20 protein-coding genes and 1 other RNA gene are annotated in these 22018 nt (G+C 45.5%); 3 read left to right on the top strand and 18 right to left on the bottom strand.

Translation table 11 applies throughout. The features are described 5' to 3' along the window. Positions 1–76 precede the first annotated feature (76 nt). From NSS87_RS00660 to rpoE, 14 genes are all read right to left on the bottom strand, one after another. On the bottom strand, positions 77–343 hold the full coding sequence (locus NSS87_RS00660) for a pro-sigmaK processing inhibitor BofA family protein (protein WP_042183984.1): 267 nt from the start codon (positions 341–343) through the stop codon (positions 77–79). Between the two features lie 34 nt (positions 344–377). After that, on the bottom strand, positions 378–629 hold the full coding sequence (locus tag NSS87_RS00655; protein ID WP_052404100.1) for a DUF2508 family protein: 252 nt from the start codon (positions 627–629) through the stop codon (positions 378–380). A 136-nt stretch (positions 630–765) separates the two neighbouring features. After that, entirely contained in the window at positions 766–1365 is a 600-nt protein-coding gene (gene recR, locus NSS87_RS00650) for a recombination mediator RecR (protein WP_042123249.1), read from the bottom strand. 38 nt (positions 1366–1403) lie between these two features. Continuing rightward, complete coding sequence (locus NSS87_RS00645; RefSeq protein WP_042183982.1) at positions 1404–1715, bottom strand: YbaB/EbfC family nucleoid-associated protein; 312 nt, start codon at positions 1713–1715, stop codon at positions 1404–1406. A gap of 47 nt (positions 1716–1762) precedes the next feature. Continuing rightward, a complete protein-coding gene (gene dnaX / locus NSS87_RS00640) occupies positions 1763–3538 on the bottom strand; it encodes a DNA polymerase III subunit gamma/tau (RefSeq protein ID WP_339244228.1) in 1776 nt (591 codons plus the stop codon). Between the two features lie 137 nt (positions 3539–3675). Next, positions 3676–3944: signal recognition particle sRNA large type (ffs, locus tag NSS87_RS00635), an RNA gene on the bottom strand. 116 nt (positions 3945–4060) lie between these two features. Then, the gene (gene rpmE, locus NSS87_RS00630; RefSeq protein ID WP_042123239.1) at positions 4061–4258 is read right to left on the bottom strand and encodes a 50S ribosomal protein L31; all 198 of its coding nucleotides are present in this window, start codon (positions 4256–4258) and stop codon (positions 4061–4063) included. Between the two features lie 131 nt (positions 4259–4389). Continuing rightward, on the bottom strand, positions 4390–5667 hold the full coding sequence (locus tag NSS87_RS00625; protein WP_042183978.1) for a radical SAM protein: 1278 nt from the start codon (positions 5665–5667) through the stop codon (positions 4390–4392). Positions 5668–5692: 25 nt separating this feature from the next. Beyond that, positions 5693–7045 carry a transcription termination factor Rho gene (gene rho / locus NSS87_RS00620; protein ID WP_042123234.1) on the bottom strand — a complete coding sequence of 451 codons (1353 nt, stop codon included), beginning with the start codon at positions 7043–7045 and terminating at the stop codon, positions 5693–5695. A gap of 163 nt (positions 7046–7208) precedes the next feature. Continuing rightward, on the bottom strand, positions 7209–8462 hold the full coding sequence (locus NSS87_RS00615; protein ID WP_042183976.1) for a UDP-N-acetylglucosamine 1-carboxyvinyltransferase: 1254 nt from the start codon (positions 8460–8462) through the stop codon (positions 7209–7211). A gap of 187 nt (positions 8463–8649) precedes the next feature. After that, positions 8650–9504, bottom strand: coding sequence for a class II fructose-1,6-bisphosphate aldolase (gene fba / locus NSS87_RS00610; RefSeq protein WP_036679934.1), 855 nt, complete (start codon positions 9502–9504; stop codon positions 8650–8652). Between the two features lie 208 nt (positions 9505–9712). Next, positions 9713–10099: a response regulator gene (locus tag NSS87_RS00605; RefSeq protein ID WP_042123230.1), complete on the bottom strand. Its 387-nt coding sequence runs from the start codon at positions 10097–10099 to the stop codon at positions 9713–9715. Between the two features lie 369 nt (positions 10100–10468). Continuing rightward, positions 10469–12076 carry a CTP synthase gene (locus NSS87_RS00600; protein ID WP_042183974.1) on the bottom strand — a complete coding sequence of 536 codons (1608 nt, stop codon included), beginning with the start codon at positions 12074–12076 and terminating at the stop codon, positions 10469–10471. Between the two features lie 326 nt (positions 12077–12402). After that, positions 12403–12954, bottom strand: coding sequence for a DNA-directed RNA polymerase subunit delta (rpoE, locus tag NSS87_RS00595; RefSeq protein WP_042183972.1), 552 nt, complete (start codon positions 12952–12954; stop codon positions 12403–12405). Positions 12955–13412: 458 nt separating this feature from the next. Here rpoE and NSS87_RS00590 point away from each other — a divergent pair, with 458 nt between their 5' ends. Next, positions 13413–14582, top strand: a complete 1170-nt coding sequence (locus tag NSS87_RS00590; protein WP_339244224.1) for a S8 family peptidase — start codon at positions 13413–13415, stop codon at positions 14580–14582. A gap of 127 nt (positions 14583–14709) precedes the next feature. On the opposite strand, the gene argS is transcribed toward NSS87_RS00590, so the two are convergent. From argS to NSS87_RS00575, 3 genes are all read right to left on the bottom strand, one after another. Then, positions 14710–16395: an arginine--tRNA ligase gene (argS, locus tag NSS87_RS00585; RefSeq protein ID WP_339244222.1), complete on the bottom strand. Its 1686-nt coding sequence runs from the start codon at positions 16393–16395 to the stop codon at positions 14710–14712. Then, positions 16392–16835, bottom strand: a complete 444-nt coding sequence (locus NSS87_RS00580) for a DUF1934 domain-containing protein (protein WP_339248356.1) — start codon at positions 16833–16835, stop codon at positions 16392–16394. The genes argS and NSS87_RS00580 overlap by 4 nt, the downstream gene beginning before the upstream one ends. A gap of 327 nt (positions 16836–17162) precedes the next feature. Further along, complete coding sequence (locus tag NSS87_RS00575; protein WP_339244220.1) at positions 17163–18347, bottom strand: hypothetical protein; 1185 nt, start codon at positions 18345–18347, stop codon at positions 17163–17165. 224 nt (positions 18348–18571) lie between these two features. Here NSS87_RS00575 and NSS87_RS00570 point away from each other — a divergent pair, with 224 nt between their 5' ends. Together NSS87_RS00570 and NSS87_RS00565 are read left to right on the top strand one after the other, a co-directional pair. Further along, positions 18572–20632, top strand: a complete 2061-nt coding sequence (locus NSS87_RS00570; protein ID WP_339244219.1) for a PBP1A family penicillin-binding protein — start codon at positions 18572–18574, stop codon at positions 20630–20632. Between the two features lie 202 nt (positions 20633–20834). Then, positions 20835–21308, top strand: a complete 474-nt coding sequence (locus NSS87_RS00565) for an AbrB/MazE/SpoVT family DNA-binding domain-containing protein (protein WP_076286897.1) — start codon at positions 20835–20837, stop codon at positions 21306–21308. Between the two features lie 101 nt (positions 21309–21409). Here the strand turns inward: NSS87_RS00565 and NSS87_RS00560 are convergent, their stop codons facing one another. Beyond that, on the bottom strand, positions 21410–21916 hold the full coding sequence (locus NSS87_RS00560) for a YwhD family protein (RefSeq protein ID WP_339244218.1): 507 nt from the start codon (positions 21914–21916) through the stop codon (positions 21410–21412). Positions 21917–22018: the final 102 nt, after the last annotated feature.

Raw genomic sequence — 22018 nt, 5'->3', positions numbered from 1 at the left:
CAGCAAGTTGTTAATCAACATCTTGTCCAAAGGGGCGAGACTTAATGTATCATATTTTTCAAACTCACGTCAAGCATTAAAACAAAATAATTCTTAATCCTATTAACATTACTACGCCTGGAAGGCCAAGAACCGTTACTGCGCCTATGGTTGCGGGATTCAGGGGAATATGAACTTGTGTGATTAAACCCGAGAAATTCACTACATATATCGCGAGCGCAGCCAGTACCAAATGAGCTCCGAACAGACTAAGCCATCCAAAGCCAAGTTTTTTTCGGAATACAATTACACTCAACAACACAACCGATATGACTAGTACTCCTATAGCTAACATTCTTAGCATGTTGATCCCTCCTATATTTCCTTTTGACTAGCGCCTACATCTGACTGCTATTTAATCCAATGCTCTTTGCATGTTTGAGATGTATCTGATACTTGCGCTCTGCTGCCTCTAAAATATAAATAGCATAATCAATTTGATCTTGACCCAACGCTTCATCAAACATTAGGTACGCTCTCTCCCACTCAGATTGCGCCTTACGAACCTCCAGCAACGTTTCCCAGCCCTCCGTATCTTTTCTACCCTGTTCTTCATCTGCTCCCCGCCACAATGAGGTCCACCATCCCATTACTCATTCCTCCTCAGAATAATTTCGATGCAAAATTACATCTCGTTATTCTCATTCATATCGGGATAGGGACAAACTTAGAACAAAAAAAGGAGGCCCAGGGGGCCTCCTTTTGAAAAACACGACTTTAGAGCTACTAGAATAGCTCACGACGACCTTCCAACGCTTTGGACAAGGTAACCTCGTCGGCATATTCAAGATCGCCACCAACAGGCAAGCCATGGGCTATTCTGGTGATTTTAATCTCAAAAGGCCGAACTAAACGAGAAATATACATCGCCGTTGCCTCACCCTCAATGTTGGGGTTAGTCGCCATGATAAGCTCACTCACTCTTTCATCACTCAAACGAGTCAATAATTCCTTCAAGCGAATATCATCAGGGCCTATACCTTCCATAGGTGAAATCGCACCCTGAAGAACGTGATAATACCCATTAAACTCTTTGGTTCGTTCTATTGCCACCAAATCCTTGGAGTCTTGGATCACACAGATTACTGAAGGATCTCTAGTTTTGTCCTGACATATCTTACACGGGTCCGTATCCGTAATATTACAGCAGACGGAGCAATAATGAAGATTACGCTTGACACTTACTAGCGCTTTAGCAAAATCAATGACGTCATCCTCTTTCATGTTAAGCACATGAAAAGCTAACCGGGCGGCTGTCTTCGGCCCAATCCCGGGCAAGCGCGTAAAAGCATCGATCAGCTTGGCTAGCGGTTCGGGATAATACAAATTAATAATTCTCCTTTAGACGAAGTGGAGTGAGTGAATTAGAACAAGCCTGGGATCTTCATTCCACCAGTAAATTTACCCATATCATTGTTCGCAAGGTCTTCAGCTTGAGTCAAAGCATCATTAACTGCAGTGATTACCAAATCCTGTAGCATTTCAACATCTTCCGGATCAACAGCTTCTGGCTTGATTTGGATAGAAAGCAACTTTTTGTGGCCATTAACTTGAACTGTAACTACACCGCCACCTGATGAGCCTTCAATTACCTTGCCACCTAGTTCTTCTTGAGCTTTAAGCATTTGCTCCTGCATTTTCTTAACTTGCTTCATCATTTGGTTCATATTATTCATACATCATCTCTCCTTTGGAATGCGCAATTTGCGCTAGTATGCTTACATTACTCTTTTATGACAACAAGGTCTTCTCCAAAAAGCTGGATAGCCTCATCAATCCAAGGTTCAGATTTCGCATCTGCAGTATCATGTTCATGCTCTAGCCGCAACTCTTCCTTGCTAGGCTGTCCCACTGACTTCTGAGCGGCTTCGTTCCAATCGCGCTGCATTATAGTTACCAGTCTATAAGGTTTACCAAGACGCGCTGCAAACACATTCTCAATGACCTGTCTGTTTGCTGGCTTCTCCGTTGTATCACGATGAATCGTGTTCTTAAACGCAACAAGCACAGCATCGTCCATTACAGATACAGGTTCTCCGTCTACAAACCACGCATGAACCGTTACCTTCTCCTCTTTTACCCCTTGCAAGACAAGACTCCACTGTTTGTAGATAGCTGCAAAATCAGGACTATCCTTACCAGCAATAAACTTATCAACATTTGGAGGCATTTTGGAGGTTGCAGAGATTCTAGGCGCAGAACTTGGAGTCGGATTCGATTTCGCAGAAGAGGCACCATCTCGCCCACCTCCGGAAATACCACCGGCCTGCAATGCCTGCTCCAGCTTTTTCTCCAGCGCAGTAATCTGTCTCTTGAGCAGATCCAGTTCACCAGAGTGGACTGCAGGAGCATTCACCCCTGACCCAGCCTGTAATGCACCTAACGGAGCAGCTGATGCGGTCTCACTTTCCTCTTGCTGCAAGCTACAAAGCTTCATCAGCGCGACTTCAAACAAAGTCTGTGGATGAGTAGCATATTTCATTTCACCCAGGTACTTATTAAGTGTATCTACGATCTGAAACAGACGATCCCGGGAAAATGCGGTGGCCATATCTTTAAACTCGGCGGGATTAAGCACTCGCTCCGTCAGTTGATCGGCCCCAGGTACCATCTTAATCATCAATAAATCACGGAAATAATACATAAGATTCTCTAGACATTTATCAGCACTCTTACCTTCATGCATAAGCTGTTCAACAAGCTCCAGCAGAAGACCCATATCACCTTCCAATATGGCAGTGGCAAGACGTGCAAATTGCTCAGAGGGTATCCCTCCGGTCATCCCCAGGACTTGTTCGTACGTAACTTTGCCATCTGTAAAAGATGAAATCTGATCCAGCAAACTCACTGCATCGCGCATACCTCCATCAGAAAGGCGGGCAATATACTGCAATGCGTTAACATCAGCTGTAATCCCTTCCTTCTCACAGATAGCACTTAGATGTGCTGTCTGCTCTTCCAAAGCTACTCTGCGGAAGTCAAAACGCTGACAACGAGAAATGATCGTCGCTGGCAATTTATGAGGTTCCGTAGTCGCAAGGATGAACATTGCATGTGACGGCGGTTCTTCCAATGTCTTTAATAGCGCATTAAATGCTTCTGTTGTCAGCATATGCACTTCATCAATAATATACACTTTACGGCGCACCTCGGTAGGTGCATATTTCACCTTGTCCCGGAGGTCGCGAATCTCTTCTACGCCCCGGTTAGATGCCGCGTCTATTTCCTGCACATCCATCACATTACCCGCAGTGATTCGCAAGCAGGAAGGACACTCGTTGCAAGGCTCCGGACCTGGCCCACGTTCACAATTGACCGCTTTCGCTAAGACTTTAGCAGCACTTGTCTTACCAGTTCCCCGCGGACCACTGAACAGATAGGCATGCGAAACCCGCTGTTCACGAATTGCGTTCTGCAGCGTTTGGATAATGTGCTGTTGTCCAACCATGTCTTGAAACGACTGCGGCCGCCAAGCACGGTACAGCGCGATATGTTCCACTATGCATTACCCTCTCTTAGGCTGCCTCTTTCCCGGCATTTGTCGCAAATTTATTATACTATATTCATCGGCTATTGACCAAAAACAAAAAGCATCTTTGCTTGTGGCAAAGATGCTGTTATAAACAGAATTATAAACCGTGCACCTGTTATTGATGACTACGATCCAAGCGGCAACCCTACATGACTGCTCGGGCTAGGCCACCCTCCGGCACAAGAGTAAACTTACTTATGGCTGCTTCCTTCCGGACCTGACCAGGTTCATAAGCACTCATTGCGGAGGACCCAACCGTCAACACAGCCCGTAGGAACCAAGGCCTCACATCGATAGCACCTCTAACAGGAATTCAACCTCGCTACAGCGGATTGCGAGTTACAGGGCACCGCTACCTCCCCGTCTAGCACGGCGAAGATAAGTATAGCTCACGCCCGGATAAAAATCAACTCCAAGACATAAAATGAGCCCCCAGCGAGAAAGCTGGGAGCTCGATCTAACCATTAAGCCGCTAAGCGGCTATTCCAATTAGATACCGTATTTCTTCTTGAATTTATCAACGCGACCGCCGGCATCCAGGAACTTCTGCTTGCCAGTGAAGAAAGGATGGCAGCTGGAGCAAATTTCAACACGAAGCTCTTGTTTAACAGAGCCAGCTTCGAAAGAGTTGCCACATGCGCAGGTTACCTTAGTTAAGTTATACTTTGGTTGAATTGCTGCTTGCATTTTGAATTTCACCTCTCATGCCCTAAGCCTCATGCGGACCCAGAGTTATATGATTACACTGTGGTATTTTAGCACGAAAAATTCAATTGATCAATATGTTTCATTGGTAATTCATTGGTACATTTAATCTATTAAATGTTGAGTTGCCGTTGCTTTACCCGAGCCATATTTGCTGGTGGTACATGTGTGTAAGAACCAATAACAACATCCGGCAATTCGTCCCGGAAAATTTCCAGCATTGTCTTCATGCCGAGAATTTCACCCTTAGCAGGAGGAATTAACTCCAGATAACTCTCTGGATCAATGTTCAGATTACGCATCTGAATAAGCTTCAGATCCGTACGTCTTACAAACTCCACCATCGCCTCAATCTCTTCTTCGCGATCAGTTACTCCAGGGAAAATCAGATAGTTGATCGATGTGTAAACACCTTGCGAGGCAGCATATTTCAAAGACTTCTCTACATTAGCCAATGTGTAGCCACGTGGTTTGTAATAAGCATTGTAATGATCATCTAGAGCACTAATCGTGCTGACACGCATCAAATCCAGCCCAGCATCGACGATTCCACGAATATGATCGCTTAAGCCAGCATTGGTGTTGATATTAATGTAGCCCATGTCAGTAATCGAGCGCACTTCACGGATTGCTTCTATAATAAGTTTTGCCTGCGTAGAAGGCTCACCTTCACAGCCTTGTCCAAAACTGATAATCGATTCAGGCGTCTTCAAGTGCTCCAACATAACTTGTGAAATTTCATTAACCGTTGGTCGGAAATTCATACGAGTCTGCGGAGACACAAAACCACTATCATCAGGTTGCTCAGAAATACAGCCAAAACATCCAGCATTACATGAATAAGAGACAGGCACACCGCCCTCCCAGCGCCCTAAGAAGGTGTTGGAGGAAGTCAGGCATTCATAACCAAGCGCACAGTTAGAAAGATGCTCATAGAGACGGTTATCAGGATATTTGGCAGTCAACTCGCCAACACTTACCTCAAGATCCTGTTTATCACAGTTCAGTGGGTTCCACTTCTCCGGATTATCGGTTGGATCTGCCGCAACATAGAACCCGCCATCCTTCCACACTACAGCCGAATACCCAAACAGAGGAAGCTTGTAAGACTTATCTGTCTTTACATACCCAGGAAGACACAAGCGAGTATAGCCCTGAGGCAGCAGCGCGCCTACAGCCTGTGAGCCATCCGGCAACGCCATCATTTCACCTGTCTCAGGATCCATACCCACAGCCCGCGTACTAGGCAAGCCCACAAGAGTAGCGCCTTCAGGCAGCGGTATCAACTCTTCCTCCAACATTTCAACGATCATATCTCCACTACGGGCTAACCCGTACAGTTCTGGATGATCATATACGTTTCCTTGCCCGTCGGCATATACCAAATACATGTTAGTCTCCTCTTATTATCAATTCTCAAGTTGTAGGCACTGAAGAAGTCTTTGCCCGTGTTGTGCGACGAGCAGCCGTACCACTGTTGGAAGTTCCTCCGCTACTTGCAGTTCCATTTGGCGATTGTTTAGCTCCCGCAACGTCAAATGATGCTAAGAATTCAGCATTAGTCTTTGTATCACGCAGCTTTTTGATGAATCCCTCCACAAAATCGTAGGATTCATTCATATTTTTGCGAATCGCCCAGATCGTATCAAGCTCTTCTTTGCTCAAGAGCACTTCTTCACGACGTGTACCTGAACGACGAATATCAATAGCAGGGAATATACGGCGTTCCGCCAATTTTCGGTCCAAATGAAGCTCCATATTACCAGTACCCTTAAACTCTTCATAAATAATATCATCCATACGTGATCCGGTATCAATTAAAGCAGTTGCTAAAATAGTCAGTGAACCGCCCTCTTCTACATTCCGTGCAGAGCCAAAAAACCGTTTCGGCCGATGAAAGGCTGCTGGGTCAATCCCCCCACTAAGCGTGCGTCCAGATGGTGGAACCACAAGATTATACGCACGTGCAAGACGGGTAATGCTGTCTAAAAGAATAACTACATCCTTCTTGTGCTCAACTAAACGAAGAGCTCTTTGCAACACAAGTTCGGCCACTTTAATATGATTCTCTGGAAGCTCATCAAACGTCGATGCAACCACTTCGCCTTTTACTGAACGCTGCATATCAGTTACTTCTTCGGGACGCTCATCTATTAGCAATACAAAGAGTTCAATCTCAGGATTATTAGTGGAAATACTATTGGCAATTTCTTTCAAGAGGAGCGTTTTTCCTGCTTTAGGAGGTGCTACAATCAAACCCCGCTGCCCCAAACCTACAGGAGCGAGCAAATCCATTATTCGGGTAGACAAATGAGTAGGGGATGTTTCAAGCGGTAGCTTGTCTTGCGGATAAAGTGGTGTTAATGCTGGAAAATGTAGTCGCTCCGCTGCGCTAGCAGGGTTCTCGCCATTAACGGCATTGACTTGAAGCAGGCCAAAATATCGTTCATTTTCTTTCGGCGTCCGGCATTTCCCAGATACAAGATCTCCGCTTCTGAGATCAAACTTCCGAATTTGTGAGGCTGAGATATAAATATCTTCAGCGCTAGGCAAATAGTTAATCGGCCTTAGAAATCCATAACCCTCGGGTAGAATTTCCAGTACGCCTTCCATAAACATAAGACCGCTTTGCTCTGCCTGTGCCCGAAGGATCGCAAAGATCAGTTCCCGTTTCTTCAGCTGTCCGTAATAAGGGATCTGGTATTTCTTGGCCAGCTTATACAACTCGGTCAGCTTCATTTCTTCCAAATCGGAAATTTGAAGATCCATGTAATAACCACCTATTCAATTTTTAAATGAGTTCGCCCTAGTCTATCTACTAGGCAAAATGATGAGTCTATTAAAATGCCCATTAGGATATTAATACCCAATTTGGAAGGATATATGCGGTAAATAAGCAAATAAACCTCCTTCCAAACGGGATATCCTAATTTTATTCGTTCTCACGCCAAACATGAGCACCAAGTTGTCGAAGGTTGCTCACTAAATTATCATAACCACGGTCAATATATTCTACGCCGGTCACCTCGGTGATCCCATCCCCTACTGTCAATCCAGCAATGACAAGAGCAGCGCCTGCCCGTAAATCAGTCGCTTTCACCTTTGCAGCGTTAAGCTTACCACCCTCAATAATTGCAGAACGGCCTTCAACGCGTATTTTCGCGCCCATCCGTACCAATTCTGGCACATGTTTAAAACGGTTGCTGTAGACGAAATCGCTAAGCACACTAACACCTTCCGCCTGTGTCAACATACTTGTCATAGGAGATTGTAAATCTGTAGGAAAGCCAGGATAGGTCAACGCTTTGACATCTGCGTGCTCATATTTAGCTCTACCTATAACGCGAATACTTTCGTCAAGCTCTTCAATCTCAACGCCCATCTCTAAAAGCTTGGCCGTTAAAGCTTCCAAGTGCTTAGGAATAACGTTATCTATCAACACATTACCACGCGTAGCCGCAGCGGCAATCATATAAGTTCCTGCTTGAATCCGATCGGGAATAATGGAGTGACGGCAACCGTGCATCTCCGATACCCCTTCGATTCTGATGGTTTCTGTACCGGCGCCTTTAATAACAGCGCCCATAGAGTTCAATAGGGTTGCTACATCTATAATCTCAGGCTCTTTAGCCGCATTTTCAATAATTGTGGAGCCTTTGGCACGTGAAGCCGCAAGCATGATGTTAATAGTGGCACCTACGCTTGATACGTCTAAATAAATCTTCGCACCGCGTAGCTCTTTAGCATATAAGTGGATAGAACCATGTTCGTTGGTAACTGTTGCTCCCAGTGCCTCGAATCCTTTGATATGCTGATCGATTGGACGAGGTTCGAAGTTACAACCACCGGGTAGACCTATTGTCGCTTCTTTGAATCTTCCAAGTAGAGCTCCCATCATATAATACGAAGCTCGAAGTTTCTTAACCGGACCATTAGGCATAGGTATAGATACAATACGCGAAGGATCAATTTTCATCTGGTTGCCTGACCAAGATACACTTGCGCCAAGCTCTTGCAAGATTTCGGAGTAAACGGCTACATCACTAAGGGACGGTAAATTATCAAGAACAACTTCAGATTCGGCCAAAATCGCCGCAGGAATAAGTGCAATAGCACTATTCTTTGCTCCACTGATGGTTACAACGCCCTCTAGCGGACGTCCACCGCCAATCATTAATTTTTCCATAGATTTATCAATTTCCCCCTACGTGTATTGCAGCTGTGTGGGCAATACGTGCTGTGGACTTTTAGTGATGAAAATGGAAAGACACCGGCTAAGCGGTGTGCTTTCCTCATCAAACTATTCAACTGGGCAGAGCTACACCCTGCCCTTTACAAATTGCTTGTCCACCTGTGGCGGAAGCTAACAATGATTAGGCTTTGTTGTTGGATCCAAATTCGCGGATTTTACCGATAACGGTTTCTTTGATCGCATCGCGACCTGGTGCGATGAATGTACGTGGATCGTAAGCATCAGGTTTAGCAGCTAGAACTTCGCGAACAACTTTTGCGAACACGATTTGGTTCTCAGTGTTTACGTTGATTTTGGAAGTACCCAAGGAGATAGCTTTCTTGATGTCATGTTCAGGAATACCTGTACCACCATGAAGAACCATTGGGATGTTAGTAGCGTCGCGGATTTCTTCCATTTCTTTAAATCCGAGGTTAGGCTCGCCATGGTAAGGTCCATGAACGGAACCTAGTGCAGGAGCCAAAGTGTCGATACCTGTTTCTTTAACAATACGTACGCACTCATCAAGCTTAGCATACATGATGCCGCCGATAACGTCGTCTTCTTGTCCACCAACAGTACCTACTTCTGCTTCTACAGAAACACCTTTAGCGTGAGCATATTCAACGACTTTTTTAGTCATATCAATGTTCTCATCGATTGGGTGGTGGGAACCGTCGATCATTACGGATGTAAATCCAGCATCAATTGCTGCTTTACATTTATCAAAGCTAGATCCATGGTCAAGGTGGATCGCTACAGGAACTGTGATATTCATATCGATAATTAGACCTTCTACCATTTTAACAACAGTAGTGAAGCCGCCCATGTGACGTGCTGCGCCTTCGGATACACCAAGGATTACTGGTGATTTCTCTTGTTCAGCGGCACCAAGAATAGCTTGTGTCCACTCCAAGTTGTTAATGTTGTACTGACCTACTGCGTATTTTCCTTCAAGTGCTTTGTTCAACATGTCTGTCATAGATACTAATGGCATGGTTTCATCCTCCTAAGAATGTTGGTTGGCTATGTTTTTAAACCGACATCACATACAGGCTTATTATAACACATCCTGAGTCAAATACTAAATAGGATAAACAAAAAAATGTCCCGGTGGGACGATTTTTATCCAGCCCGTATAGCATTTGCACTCAAACTGTTTATAATCACCATAACCAAATAGAATCGATACAGAAAATATCACTTTAACTGCATTGATCTACAGACTTATTATGAAGATGCATATTGACCGCTACCCGCATTTCATCGATGTCAAATGGCTTTGTGAAATGCATCAATGCGCCTAGCTTGGTTGCTTCCTTAATCATATCCAGCTCTCCATAAGCGGTCATCATTATGACCTTAATGGATGGATTTAGTTCCTTCAGATGCTTCAAAATCTCGAGTCCATCCATTCCCGGTATTTTCATATCGAGCAAAACCAAGTCAGGAGACTCACTGCGAACAATGTCTAAGGCCAATTTTCCGTTAGCTGCTTGAAATGTCGTATATCCTTCGCTATTGAACACTTCCATAAGAAGAATCCGAATCCCATTCTGATCATCGACAATTAACACTTTCTTTTTTTCCATATAATACCCTCCCAGAGATTAAGCCAGATTGACTATACCGCGCTCTCCACAGCTAACGGCCCCTTCAGAAACTAACCCATACGAAACCTATTATTCGTGCTTCACTGCTCAAATCCTGCTAATTGGATAAAATGGGTAAATAAAGAGTCTGAATTACAGTGATGTCATTTACGGAGCTCTTCAAAATGGACAAACAGGCATAAACACCTTCGGCGTCCCTATAAGGACGGTAAGCGTTTAAGCGAAAAATATTAGACATAAAGAATAGATGAACAACTTATACTTTCGAATAGTTAAAAAAAAGAGCCTCCCATGGGAGGCTCTTCAGGTTTGATACAGAACCCGCAGGTTCCGATTATATTTACAAAATTACTGCTGTTCGGAATGAGTCAAAGAAGCTTTGACGAAATCACGGAACAACGGTTGTGGACGGTTCGGACGTGAAGTGAATTCCGGATGGAATTGAACCGACAAGAACCAAGGATGTCCCGGAAGCTCTACGATCTCAACTAAACGGCCATCTGGAGAGGTTCCGGAAATAACCAGACCTGCTTTTTCAATCTCATCACGGTACGTATTGTTGAACTCATACCGGTGACGGTGACGCTCATAAACCAGTTCATCATCGTAGCAAGACATTGCCAGGGAACCCTCAGCAATCTTACAAGGATACAAGCCAAGACGCATAGTACCGCCCATATCTTCAATATCCTTCTGCTCAGGAAGCAGATCGATCAGTGGATATGGTGTGTTCGGATCGATTTCGGAGCTATTCGCACCTTGTAGACCTAGAACAGAACGGCCATATTCGATTACGGAAACTTGCATACCTAAGCAAATTCCGAAGAAAGGTATCAATTTCTCACGGGCATAACGAATCGCGGAGATTTTACCTTCAATTCCCCGATCACCGAAACCACCAGGAACAAGAATACCACCAATACCACGCAGCATTTCGTCCACGTTCTCATCCGTAATTTCCTCTGCATTCACCCAGCGAATCTTAACCTCTGCATTAGCAGCAAAGCCTGCGTGTGAAAGTGATTCAACAACGCTCAAATAAGCGTCATGCAGGGCTACGTACTTGCCAACAATCGCAATTTCCACTGTTTTTTCAAGCTTCTGAATCCGTTCAAGCATACTTTCCCATTCACGCATATCTGGTGCAGGTGTTGTAAGCTTCAAATGATTAACAACAATCTCGTCCAATCCTTCATCACGAAGATTCAATGGAACTTCATACAACGTTGAAGCATCGCGGCATTCCACAACAGCATTAGCATCAATATCGCAAAAGAGTGCGATCTTCGCTTTCATATCTGCGGAAAGCTCATATTCCGTACGGCACACGATGACATTCGGTTGAATACCGATACTGCGCAGCTCTTTAACACTGTGTTGTGTCGGCTTTGTCTTCACTTCTCCAGCAGCCTTGATATAAGGAATCAAGGTTACGTGGATATACATCACATTTTCCCGTCCGATATCACTCTTGATCTGACGAATGGCTTCCAGGAACGGAAGACTTTCAATATCACCTACGGTTCCACCAATCTCTGTGATTACAACATCAGAGTTGGTCTCGCGGCCTGCACGGAACACGCGTTCTTTGATCTCATTCGTAATGTGTGGGATAACTTGTACAGTTCCGCCCAAATACTCTCCACGACGTTCCTTGCTGATTACGGATGAATAGATCTTACCTGTCGTCACATTGTTGTTCTTTGACAGATTAATATCAATAAACCGTTCATAGTGTCCAAGGTCAAGGTCAGTCTCCGCACCGTCATCGGTTACGAATACTTCACCGTGCTGATAAGGACTCATCGTTCCAGGGTCTACGTTAAGATACGGATCAAATTTCTGAATCGTTACCTTTAGACCTCTGTTTTTGAGCAGCCTGCCCAGCGAAGCGGCGGTAATGCCCTTGCCCAGGGAAGACACAACGCCACCCGTTACAAAAATATACTTTGTCACTGTAAAACCCTCCTAAATAAAGTCCAGACATAAAAGCGGCGCATGGTGTTTATCGTAACCCGTTTTACTATCATCAAAACAGGGGAAATCAAAAGTTTGATTCACCGGGGAAAACATAAAACGTTGTCCCGCAAATTACATAAAACTACAGCTACTTTGCATCTAAAAAAACAAAAAAGTGACACCCGTAGAACCGGGGCACTTTTTATTTTAAGAAACGCGTTTATTAACTTACATGATAAGCCCATGCAATAGTTTACTCTGACGTTCCCCCACTGTCAAGGGAGGAATTATACCATCAGCAAGACTCTTTGAAATTATTTATCTTACTTGTCAGCTTCTGCATCGTCTTCATCTGAGTCATCTTCTGCATCGTCTTCATCTGAGTCATCTTCGTCTATGTCATCTTCATCGATCACGACATCTTCGTCGACTTCTTCTTCGCTGTCGTCGTCGGAATAGAGGTCGTCGCGATCTTCGTCAATAGCGTCGAAATCCTCTTCTTCAGCAGCGTAGTTTTCTTCTTCTTCAGCAAAGTCGTCATCTTCCAAATCATCGTCTTCATCGTTGATGATACGCACGCGTTTGGTGTTACCAACCGGATCATCAGAGCGCTCTAGAGGATACCAGCGTTTCAATCCCCAAAGGTTGGTTCCGACACAGGCAAAACGCCCATCAATGTTAATCTCGGTATATAACTGGGCAATAGTATCTTGGCTTTGTTGATCGGTCATGCCGCGCAACTTGGCTACCTCGACCATCAGATCACGGTAATAATACGGTGTATTGGCTGCCTTAAGCACTAGAAAGGCCAAATCCACCATCGGCATTTCTTTAACTTTCTCAGGGTCTAGCTTTAAATTGAGTGGCGTACTCACTAAAGGACACTTCCTCTCACGCATTGTTCACATTACGGTTTATTTCAATAATATCCATTAACAAAACTAAGTAAAACCTATTTGACAACAAATTGCAAGTCAAAAGCGGTAACAGCTGACAGAAAGAGCCTTCAGGCTGTTATCCATAGCAGAAACCTGTCTCCATCTTGAAGAAGGATAAGCCCATAACATATGTACCCGTGTGAAACATATAATTCCTTTTAAATAAAAAAAGGCGGAGGAAACCCTCCGCGCATGACTGTATCCACGCCAAGGATCGGCTCCTTACGTGATGTTACAAAGAGAGTGTTAATCTCTTCTGTCTATTTTATGTAAAGCGCCGTCTTTTGACACGATGGGCAGCCCATTTCGTTAAAAAAGGGCAAGTTCCCATTCGGACCCCCTCTTCCACTCATACAATATGGCAGCAGGGCACCGAGGAGGGGACAGCGAAACCTATGGACTATTACAAATTTTGGCACATGCTTCTTGAAGAAATATCGGTTGCCCCCAACAATGGTGAGCGGCGTATTCTTACCTTCAATGATCCCCGCCAGTATACCGGAGCTTTTACACAATGGAAGGCGCTGAAAGCGAAGCAGCCTGAGCTGCGGCAAGTGCAGGTATCTCCGCTGATTCGGGCCTTTTTTGTGCCTGCTGCCGGAGCTGGAAAACTAATGAACCGATTTGCAGATCTCCTAAATGTCGAAGAGGATCTACAAATACAAATCCATTCTATAGCTAACGAAAAAAGCGGAACCGCTACACTCCCTTGGGGAGTAAAAGCCATTCATGCTCCTCAGGCATGGTCCAAATCAACTGGAGTTCACGTCAAAATCGGCGTAATCGATACAGGAGCTGATTACCGCCATCCCGATCTGAAGCATTCATTAGCCTCAGGGGTCAACCTACTACACCGCGGAATGTTGCCGCTGGATGATAACGGTCACGGAACTCATATCGCCGGGACCTTAGCGGCAGCAGGGGGAAATCGTGGGATGATGGGTGTAGCACCACGGGCACTACTATATCCAGTCAAGGCTTTTGATCATAGTGGATCAGCCTATGTGTCTGATATTGTGCTGGGTATTGATTGGTGTGTGCAGAACAAAATAGATATCATCAATATGAGCTTCGGAATGAAAACTAGAAGCAAAGCGCTTCACAATGTGGTTATTAAAGCGTACCGAGCCGGAATCGCTATCATCGCCTCCTCCGGCAATGACGGCAAACGTGGCGGGGACTATCCCGCACGTTATCCTGAGACGATTGCCGTGGGCGCCATCGATAAAAGACATCGTGTTGCCGGCTTCAGCAACCGCGGTTCTTATATCGATGTCTATGGTCCCGGCGAAGGCGTGACCTCCTGTTGGCTGAAGGAGGGCTACAAAGAGATGAGCGGCACCTCCATGGCGACCTCTCATGTCACGGGAGCCGCTGCACTGCTGCTCTCGGTGCGACCGGGGCTCTCGCCAAGGGAGCTGAAGCTGCTCTTGCGCCGCACCGCGTCCCCGGTGCGGCTGCGCAAGGGGCAGCGACGCGCATCCCTTGGCGGCGGCGCTGCCGATGCCCTACGCCTGCTGAAAGCAGGAGTGAGGGCCAAGCGGGCGGTATCCGCGAACGTATAGACCCTGCCCGGGCACCGGGTGGGTCACTCTGACGTGAGCGCAGCTTGTGCCGGTGCGAAGAACGGCACAAAATAGAATCCGCCTCCCAGGGAACCGGAAGGCGGATTTTTTGTCGTTTGATGTTGAATTACATGCGATCCGGTGCGGAAACACCAACAAGACGCAGGACATTAGCAATGGTGGTACGCGCAGCACCAAGCAGTGCAAGTCGTGCCACGGTTTGAGCGGCATCCTCAGTGATTACACGTTCAGCTTTGTAATAACTGTGGAACATCGCAGCCAGCTCATATACATAACGGATGAGGCGATGTGGAGCATAACCTTCAGCCGCAACAGCAATTTCTGCTGGGAGCTCACCAATTTTGCGCAGCAGGTCATATTCATGCACTGCTGTCAGCTTGGAGAAGTCAATCTCAGCGTAATCAGGAATGGAGATCCCTTGCTCCTCTGCCTGACGGAAGATGCTGCAGATACGCGCATGCGCATATTGAACGTAGAATACAGGGTTCTCATTAGAAGTAGAGATCGCCAAGTCCATATCGAAATCGAGATGGGAATCCATGCTACGCATGGTGAAGAAATAACGAATCGCATCGATTCCTACTTCTTCCATCAAATCTTCCATCGTAACCGCTTTGCCGGTACGTTTCGACATTTTAACCTTTTCACCATTCTGGAACAGGCTGACCATCTGAGCAATCAGAACCACTAGCTTCTCAGGATCATTGCCAAGTGCTGACATCGCCGCTTTCATCCGCGGAATATAGCCATGATGATCCGCACCCCAAATGTTGATCATTTTATCGTAACCACGGCCATACTTATCGCTGTGATATGCAATGTCCGGTGTAAGGTAGGTGTATGTGCCATCGTTCTTAATCAGAACGCGGTCTTTATCATCGCCATACTTAGTCGTTTGCAGCCAGGTTGCCCCATCCTGCTCATAAACTTCTCCACGATCACGAAGCTCGTCTAGCGAGCGTAACACTTCTCCGTTCTCGTACAGGGAGGTCTCACTGAACCAGATATCGAAGTTTACGCGGAATAGTCCCAAATCACGTTTGATTTTATCGAGCTCTTTATTAAGTCCATAAGTCCGGAAAAAAGCTGCGCGGTCACTCGGGCTCATTTCGAGTAGTGTATCACCCTTTTCAGCCACAAGCTCTTTAGCAAATCCCTTAATATCCTCGCCATGGTAACCGTCTTCAGGCATTTCTGCTTCTTGGCCCAGCTCCTGCAGGTAACGAGTTTCAATGGATTTGCACAGGTTGACCACCTGGTTACCGGCATCATTAATATAATATTCCCGTGTCACCTGATAGCCTGCATAATCGAGTACGTTGCAAAGCGCATCGCCGACAGCAGCACCACGAGCATGTCCTAAATGAAGGCTACCCGTTGGATTAGCGCTGACGAACTCCATTTCAACCTTCTGACCTTGACCGATGTTAATACGGCCATAATCATCACCCTGCTCAGCAACAAGGCTGATAATTGGGTACAAATAATTCTTGGACAACGTAAAGTTAATAAAGCCTGGTCCGGCAATCTCAGCTTTTTCAATAGAAGCGCTGCTTGTATCCAAATGTTCTATAATTGCCTCAGCAATCTGGCGCGGGTTACGTTTTGCGATTTTGGTCAGCTGCATAGCAGCGTTCGTAGCCAAATCACCGTGTGCCTTATCTCTTGGTACTTCCAGTACGATATCCGGAACCTCTTCCGGTGCAACAATTCCTGCATTTACAATTGCATCGGCAACGGCTTCTTTTACCCGTTCATTCACTAGCTCCAACGGATTCTTTCTCTGTGTCATAATTTCGGTTCCTCCTGTATATGCAAACTAATAGCAAACTTTCCTGACAATTCCTCGTATACGTACAAATCATATTCCCATGCAACCGTTAGGGAGCGCCCTTCGCGCACCACGTCCAGCTTGTTCGTTTCTGTAGAAAGATTAAACTGTGTATATGGTGAACGATAGAATCCCGGCAGACGCCGTCCGGATTGAAAGCTCTGTTCCGACTGTATCCCACCGTGGCGGATTAACTTTAGCTGATTGCCTGCAATCTTTATTGTTGTACGAACAGAAATTTCCTCTCCTCGAGGGCCTTGCTCTAACTCTTCATATTGAATATATAGATGCGGTCCTTTGGATACTACCTCTCCATTCGCTTTCATAACATTCCGCTGACCATCTTGAAGGCTCACGAGCGTAATAGAGACGTCATATTTGTTAGACTGTAGTTCGGGCATCACACGTTCCTCCATTCTGCAAGCCTCTGCAATTTGCATAAGAAAAACGCCTGTCGTAAAACTTAAACATTTTTATATTCATTCAAAGGCCTATTCGCTTTCCCATTGTACACTATATCCAGTTCAAAGAAGCATTTCAATCTCAGAATCCAGTAGATCTAGCTTAGCTCATAAAATTTTACCATATTGATGGATAAAAGCACACTTGGAACATGTAGTAAAACTGTACACAAGTGCAACCAACTTCATAATCACAAAAAAAACGGTTCCCTTAGGAACCGTTTAGAAAACTAAAAGCTATGCTCGCTACCTTTACTAACCCGCCTGTTACAAGGACAAAATTTTCAACGAAAATCTAAGTTGCCAAGAAGCGCCGCCATCTTTAGTTACATATAACGATGAATAATCGCGTTCGCGAACGGCTAGCCAGCCTTCTTTATTACTAGTGAACGAGATTACTCCTGCATACCCAGCAATCGCCGGAAGATTGGTCCACTGCTTGCCACCGTTATATGTGCGTCCTACCGCTACTTTTTCTGCTGCGTCGGAATAACCCACCAAGAAGGTCGTATTGTTCCCTATCAGCTCCAAATTTCCCGGTCTGCCAGACGCAGGCCCTTTATTTACTACAGCTTTTCCACTACCCGGGGAAGGTCCACCCCCAGCAGTTTCCTGGGCGATCACTCTATTCCAGCTTTTCCCCTTATTCGTACTTGTATATAGGGAGTATGAGGTTTGACTCATCCCTGAGCCGCCAAAGAGAACCACATCAACTTGATCTCCCTTCGCGGTGATTTGGCCATACTCAGGATCAGAAAAGGCTGCCTTCAACGATAAACTCCAAGTTTTCCCACCATCTGTAGTCTTCATTATTCGGTAGCCGGTTCCAGGCACAGTTACAACAGCCCAGCCGGTATTACGATCACTGAAATAAGCACCACGTGTATTGGATGGGGTTGAAATCTTACTCCAGCTAAGTCCCCCGTCCTTGGTGTAATACGTTGATGCCCTGTTATACCCGAAACCAATCTTACTGTCGAAAAAATCGATTCTTTCAAAGCTAACAGCTTTATTCGAAAGTCTTTTCCATTCTGAGCCGCCATTAGAGGTACTGATTAAATATCGAGCTTGACCGTCTTCTACAGAAGCAAGGGCAAAACCATGCACGTTATCGGGAAAATCAATCTGTTTAAAGCTCCATTGCCCTTCATAAATTTCTTGAAAATTGCAGCCTCCATCAGAAGTACCAATCATAAATCCATTGCCTGCTGCCCGTCCGATATCTCCATTCAGAAACTGAACATCAGAAAAGGTAAGCGGTGTGGATACGTCTCCTGAATGCTTGTTTTGCAGAGACTGTAGTAGCCCATGATCTCCAGTGCCGCACGCCGCTGGTGTAGCCGATGCCGCAGCATGTACAGAAGAAGCTGATGCACCCCAGCCTGAAACCATTATTAGCGTCGCCGAAAGGGCGGTTATTGTCGATCTGTGAATCTTTTTCGTCCAGTTCATAATGACACCTCCTATTGTATATATACCCTCGCTTTCAATCTCTACTCTTTTATACCTCCTGAAGCACGCATGATCCACCATTGAATAGTCACAAAATGGAAACAGTTTGTCATCTCCTATTTAAATCTCCTCCGGTGATAGTCCCTTTAACAGATCACCTAGTTATACAATGAATATCCTTCCAGTTCCTTTCCCATAATACAAGGAGAAGGGAGTCTGGTGTCATGTCACGTGAATCAACGAGTCCACCCAAACGAAAAAGCCGCTTCCGCCGTTTATTCCGGCTGCTGGTAGCCATGATTATATTGTTTCTACTGACCACGGGAGCTCTGCTCGGTTACCTATACCAAAAAGATCTCCCTCCCATTGGCGACGATGTGCGCTCCAAGCTACTCGACTCCAGAGGCAATATTCTTGCCACCTTTACCTCAGACGGGCGTAGCCGTGAACCGGTCAAATTAAGTCAAATTTCTCCCCTGCTCATTGAAGCCACACTAGCCGTCGAGGACCGTAAGTTTTACGAGCATTCCGGATTTGACATGAAGGGGATGGCTCGGGCAGTGCTCGTCAATCTGGAAGAGGGAAACCGAACGCAGGGGGCTAGCACGCTAACTCAGCAGCTCGCGAGAAATCTTTATCTATCCCACGAGAAGACGTGGACGCGTAAAGCTAAAGAAGCCTTGTATACGATGCAGCTCGAGATGAAATACAGCAAAGATGAAATCTTGAACATGTATTTAAATAACATTTACTATGGCCATGGTGCCTATGGCATTGAAGCAGCCTCTCAAATGTATTTTGGTAAATCTGCAGCAGACTTAGACTTGGCAGAGAGTACCATGCTAGCTGGGATTCCAAAAGGACCAACCTATTATTCGCCGTACAATCATTTAGACAACGCTAAAAAACGACAAAAAATCATTTTGACTGTCATGGCTAATTTAGGAGAAATCACACAAGAAGAAGCGGGACAAGCTGTTCAGGAGGACTTGAACTTAAAACCACAAGGCCAGAAGGATACCACTGTGGTTGCACCCTATTTCAGAGATTATATTCGCAATCTGGCCACAGAATCTCTTAACATCAGCAGTGATGAGTTGGAACAAGGGGGACTAAATGTTTACACCACCCTGGACCCTGACATGCAGCATGCCGCAGAACAAGCAGTCGACAAAGAGATGGATCAAAAGAGTGATCTGGAGACCGCCCTTGTTTCCATCGATCCTCGCACTGGCTACATTAAAGCTATGGTCGGCGGAAAAAATTATCGTACCAACCAATACAATCATGCTCTAGCCACCACACGTCAGCCTGGCTCGTCCTTTAAGCCGATCATGTATTTAGCAGCACTCTCTTCTAAAGAGATGACTAGTCTTTCCGTTTTCAAAAGCCAGCCAACGATGTTCCATTATGATAACAATCGCAAAACCTACCAGCCTCGGAACTTCGGGGATAAGTATCTGGGCGAAATCAATATGCGACAAGCCATTGCAGCATCCGACAATATCTATGCTGTGAATACGATCATGAAGATCGGCGCAGATAAGGTGAGCGAGATGGCAGGCAAGATGGGCATTGATAGTCCGCTTCAAAGCGTGCCGTCACTGGCACTCGGTACCTCACCGATCAGTCCGCTAGAAATGGCTGCGGCATTCGCTGTTATTGGAAACAGTGGTCAGAAAATGCCAACCACAGCCATTCTAAAAATAACGGATTCCAATGGTATGGTGCTGTATGAAGCACCACAGCCAAAGGGTGAAGCCATTGTAGAGCCTTCTGCCGCCTATGTGTTGACCCGTTTAATGGAGGGAGTATTTGAGACTGGGGGGACAGGAAACCGTGTAGCTTCTATAATCAAACGTCCGGTAGCCGGCAAGACTGGAACTACGGATACAGACGGCTGGATGGTAGGCTTCACCCCCGAGCTGTCCACTGCAGTTTGGGTTGGATATGACAAGGGGCGAGACATCACAACTACCGATGGCCGACGGGCAGCTCCAATTTTCGCGGAGTTTACTGAAAAAGCGTTGGAAAATATCCCGCCTAAGATTTTTCCCATTCCAGATGGCGTAGTCAGTGTATACATCAATCCGCAATCCGGTAAGCTAGCTACAGCAGCCTGTCCCGAAAAAGAACTGGAGACTTTCATTAGTGGAACTGAGCCCACCGAATACTGTGATCAACATGGCAAAGCTCCCGCTGTCGATGATGTACAAAGCAAAGTAGATCCTGCTGAAGAAAGTCGTTCCCTGTGGAACAATATTAAACGCTGGTGGTTGAATTAACCTCTTCATTAATTGAAGAGGTTTTTCTTTTTTATTACTTATTTATTGTAGAATCCATAGGATGGCCAAACTCGATTTTCACTTCTCCCACAAAGGATGTAACCGCTTCATTAATTATATTCACCCCATTCTCTTAACTCACAATTACTGCTATAATAGTTAGTAGCAACCAAAATATAAAGATGTAAATGAGGGACATGGGATGAAGGATACAGGCATGATCCGGAGTTTAGACAGTCTTGGGAGAATTGTGGTTCCCGCAGAAATCCGTATGACTCGTAATATCGACATTGGTGATCCTATCGAATTTTTTATATTAAACGATAACACCATCATACTCAGGAAGTACACCTCGACAGAATGTACGTTTTGCAGAAGCCACGACCATGTCACCTACTATAAAGAGCAATTTATTTGCAGTAGCTGTCTAAAAGAAATTGCCGACCCTGAACGCATGTCTCAAGTGCCTGAGGCGCGCCAAGATTTTGCAGGCGAAGTGTCAGAACACAGCAGCACGATCCGGAAGACGAAGACAGAGGATATGTGCCAACGCCTGGAGCGGGCCATAGAAGAACATCCATATGCCAATCAGAAAGAGCTTGCTGAAATTCTTGGGATCAGTCAAGCCAGAGTAAGTCAACTCAAACGCAAACTTAGTACGGCAGGCAAATCGTAAACTAATTCATTGTGTTAAATTCAAAAAGGCTTCGACTCTCCTATTTCAGGATGTCGAAGCCTTTTTTCTGTATCAGGTAACCTTGACCGGATAATTCGTTCCTACTCGGTCAGTGCAGCCTTAAGCTCATCGGAGGACGCAGTCCACCATGCCTCATTATGAGAGATCAAGAGGGATTTGAGGGCAGCTTTTCCAACTGCGCCAAGCCCTCCCACATCGATTTTACGTTTTAGAGCAGCATCCAACTTATTGACATGCTCGGCGAGAATTTTCCAACCGCGACGTGCTTCCGTATCGATCCACATTTCGCAGGCCGTTATTCCACCATAGAATTGACTATCCTGTGTACGGTCCACTGCTACCCATACTACCCAAACCTGTCTACCATTAGGTACATCTTCACGGTTCATGGAGAATTTAATCCCCTTTTCAACCTTACTCTTGGCATGCATGGCACCAATATCAATGACTGCTTCACCGCCATCAATAATGACAGGCGATACGTTATTGAGCTCTATAGAGCCCGCTCCAAAGCCTTTATGTTTACTTTTGGCATTCACAATATTTAAGGCAATCTGTTTCTTGCCCTCCGGTTGTATGTTGTCCACGAGTGCACACCCTTCCTCTTACGAATAATTTAATTTTAGCTAATAATGCGGCGATTGCAAACATATACATCCCGTAGATGCTTGTCACGGGAGGAATCACAC

The organism is Paenibacillus sp. FSL F4-0243 (genome assembly GCF_037963295.1).
GTDB lineage: Bacteria > Bacillota > Bacilli > Paenibacillales > Paenibacillaceae > Paenibacillus_AQ.
This window is presented reverse-complemented; position numbering and strand designations above follow the sequence as displayed.

Bases quoted from the DNA above. Each gene is read 5' to 3' on its own strand.
- NSS87_RS00625 (WP_042183978.1), bottom strand. From the start codon at position 5,667: ATGTATTTGGTATATGCCGACGGGCAAGGAAACGTATATGATCATCCA.
- NSS87_RS00645 (WP_042183982.1), bottom strand. From the start codon at position 1,715: ATGAATAATATGAACCAAATGATGAAGCAAGTTAAGAAAATGCAGGAG.
- rpmE (WP_042123239.1), bottom strand. From the start codon at position 4,258: ATGCAAGCAGCAATTCAACCAAAGTATAACTTAACTAAGGTAACCTGC.
- NSS87_RS00605 (WP_042123230.1), bottom strand. From the start codon at position 10,099: ATGGAAAAAAAGAAAGTGTTAATTGTCGATGATCAGAATGGGATTCGG.
- NSS87_RS00570 (WP_339244219.1), top strand. From the start codon at position 18,572: ATGTCACGTGAATCAACGAGTCCACCCAAACGAAAAAGCCGCTTCCGC.
- NSS87_RS00660 (WP_042183984.1), bottom strand. From the start codon at position 343: ATGCTAAGAATGTTAGCTATAGGAGTACTAGTCATATCGGTTGTGTTG.
- NSS87_RS00565 (WP_076286897.1), top strand. From the start codon at position 20,835: ATGAAGGATACAGGCATGATCCGGAGTTTAGACAGTCTTGGGAGAATT.
- NSS87_RS00615 (WP_042183976.1), bottom strand. From the start codon at position 8,462: ATGGAAAAATTAATGATTGGCGGTGGACGTCCGCTAGAGGGCGTTGTA.
- argS (WP_339244222.1), bottom strand. From the start codon at position 16,395: ATGACACAGAGAAAGAATCCGTTGGAGCTAGTGAATGAACGGGTAAAA.
- NSS87_RS00575 (WP_339244220.1), bottom strand. From the start codon at position 18,347: ATGAACTGGACGAAAAAGATTCACAGATCGACAATAACCGCCCTTTCG.
- NSS87_RS00655 (WP_052404100.1), bottom strand. From the start codon at position 629: ATGGGATGGTGGACCTCATTGTGGCGGGGAGCAGATGAAGAACAGGGT.
- rho (WP_042123234.1), bottom strand. From the start codon at position 7,045: ATGGATCTTCAAATTTCCGATTTGGAAGAAATGAAGCTGACCGAGTTG.
- NSS87_RS00580 (WP_339248356.1), bottom strand. From the start codon at position 16,835: ATGCCCGAACTACAGTCTAACAAATATGACGTCTCTATTACGCTCGTG.
- NSS87_RS00590 (WP_339244224.1), top strand. From the start codon at position 13,413: ATGGACTATTACAAATTTTGGCACATGCTTCTTGAAGAAATATCGGTT.
- fba (WP_036679934.1), bottom strand. From the start codon at position 9,504: ATGCCATTAGTATCTATGACAGACATGTTGAACAAAGCACTTGAAGGA.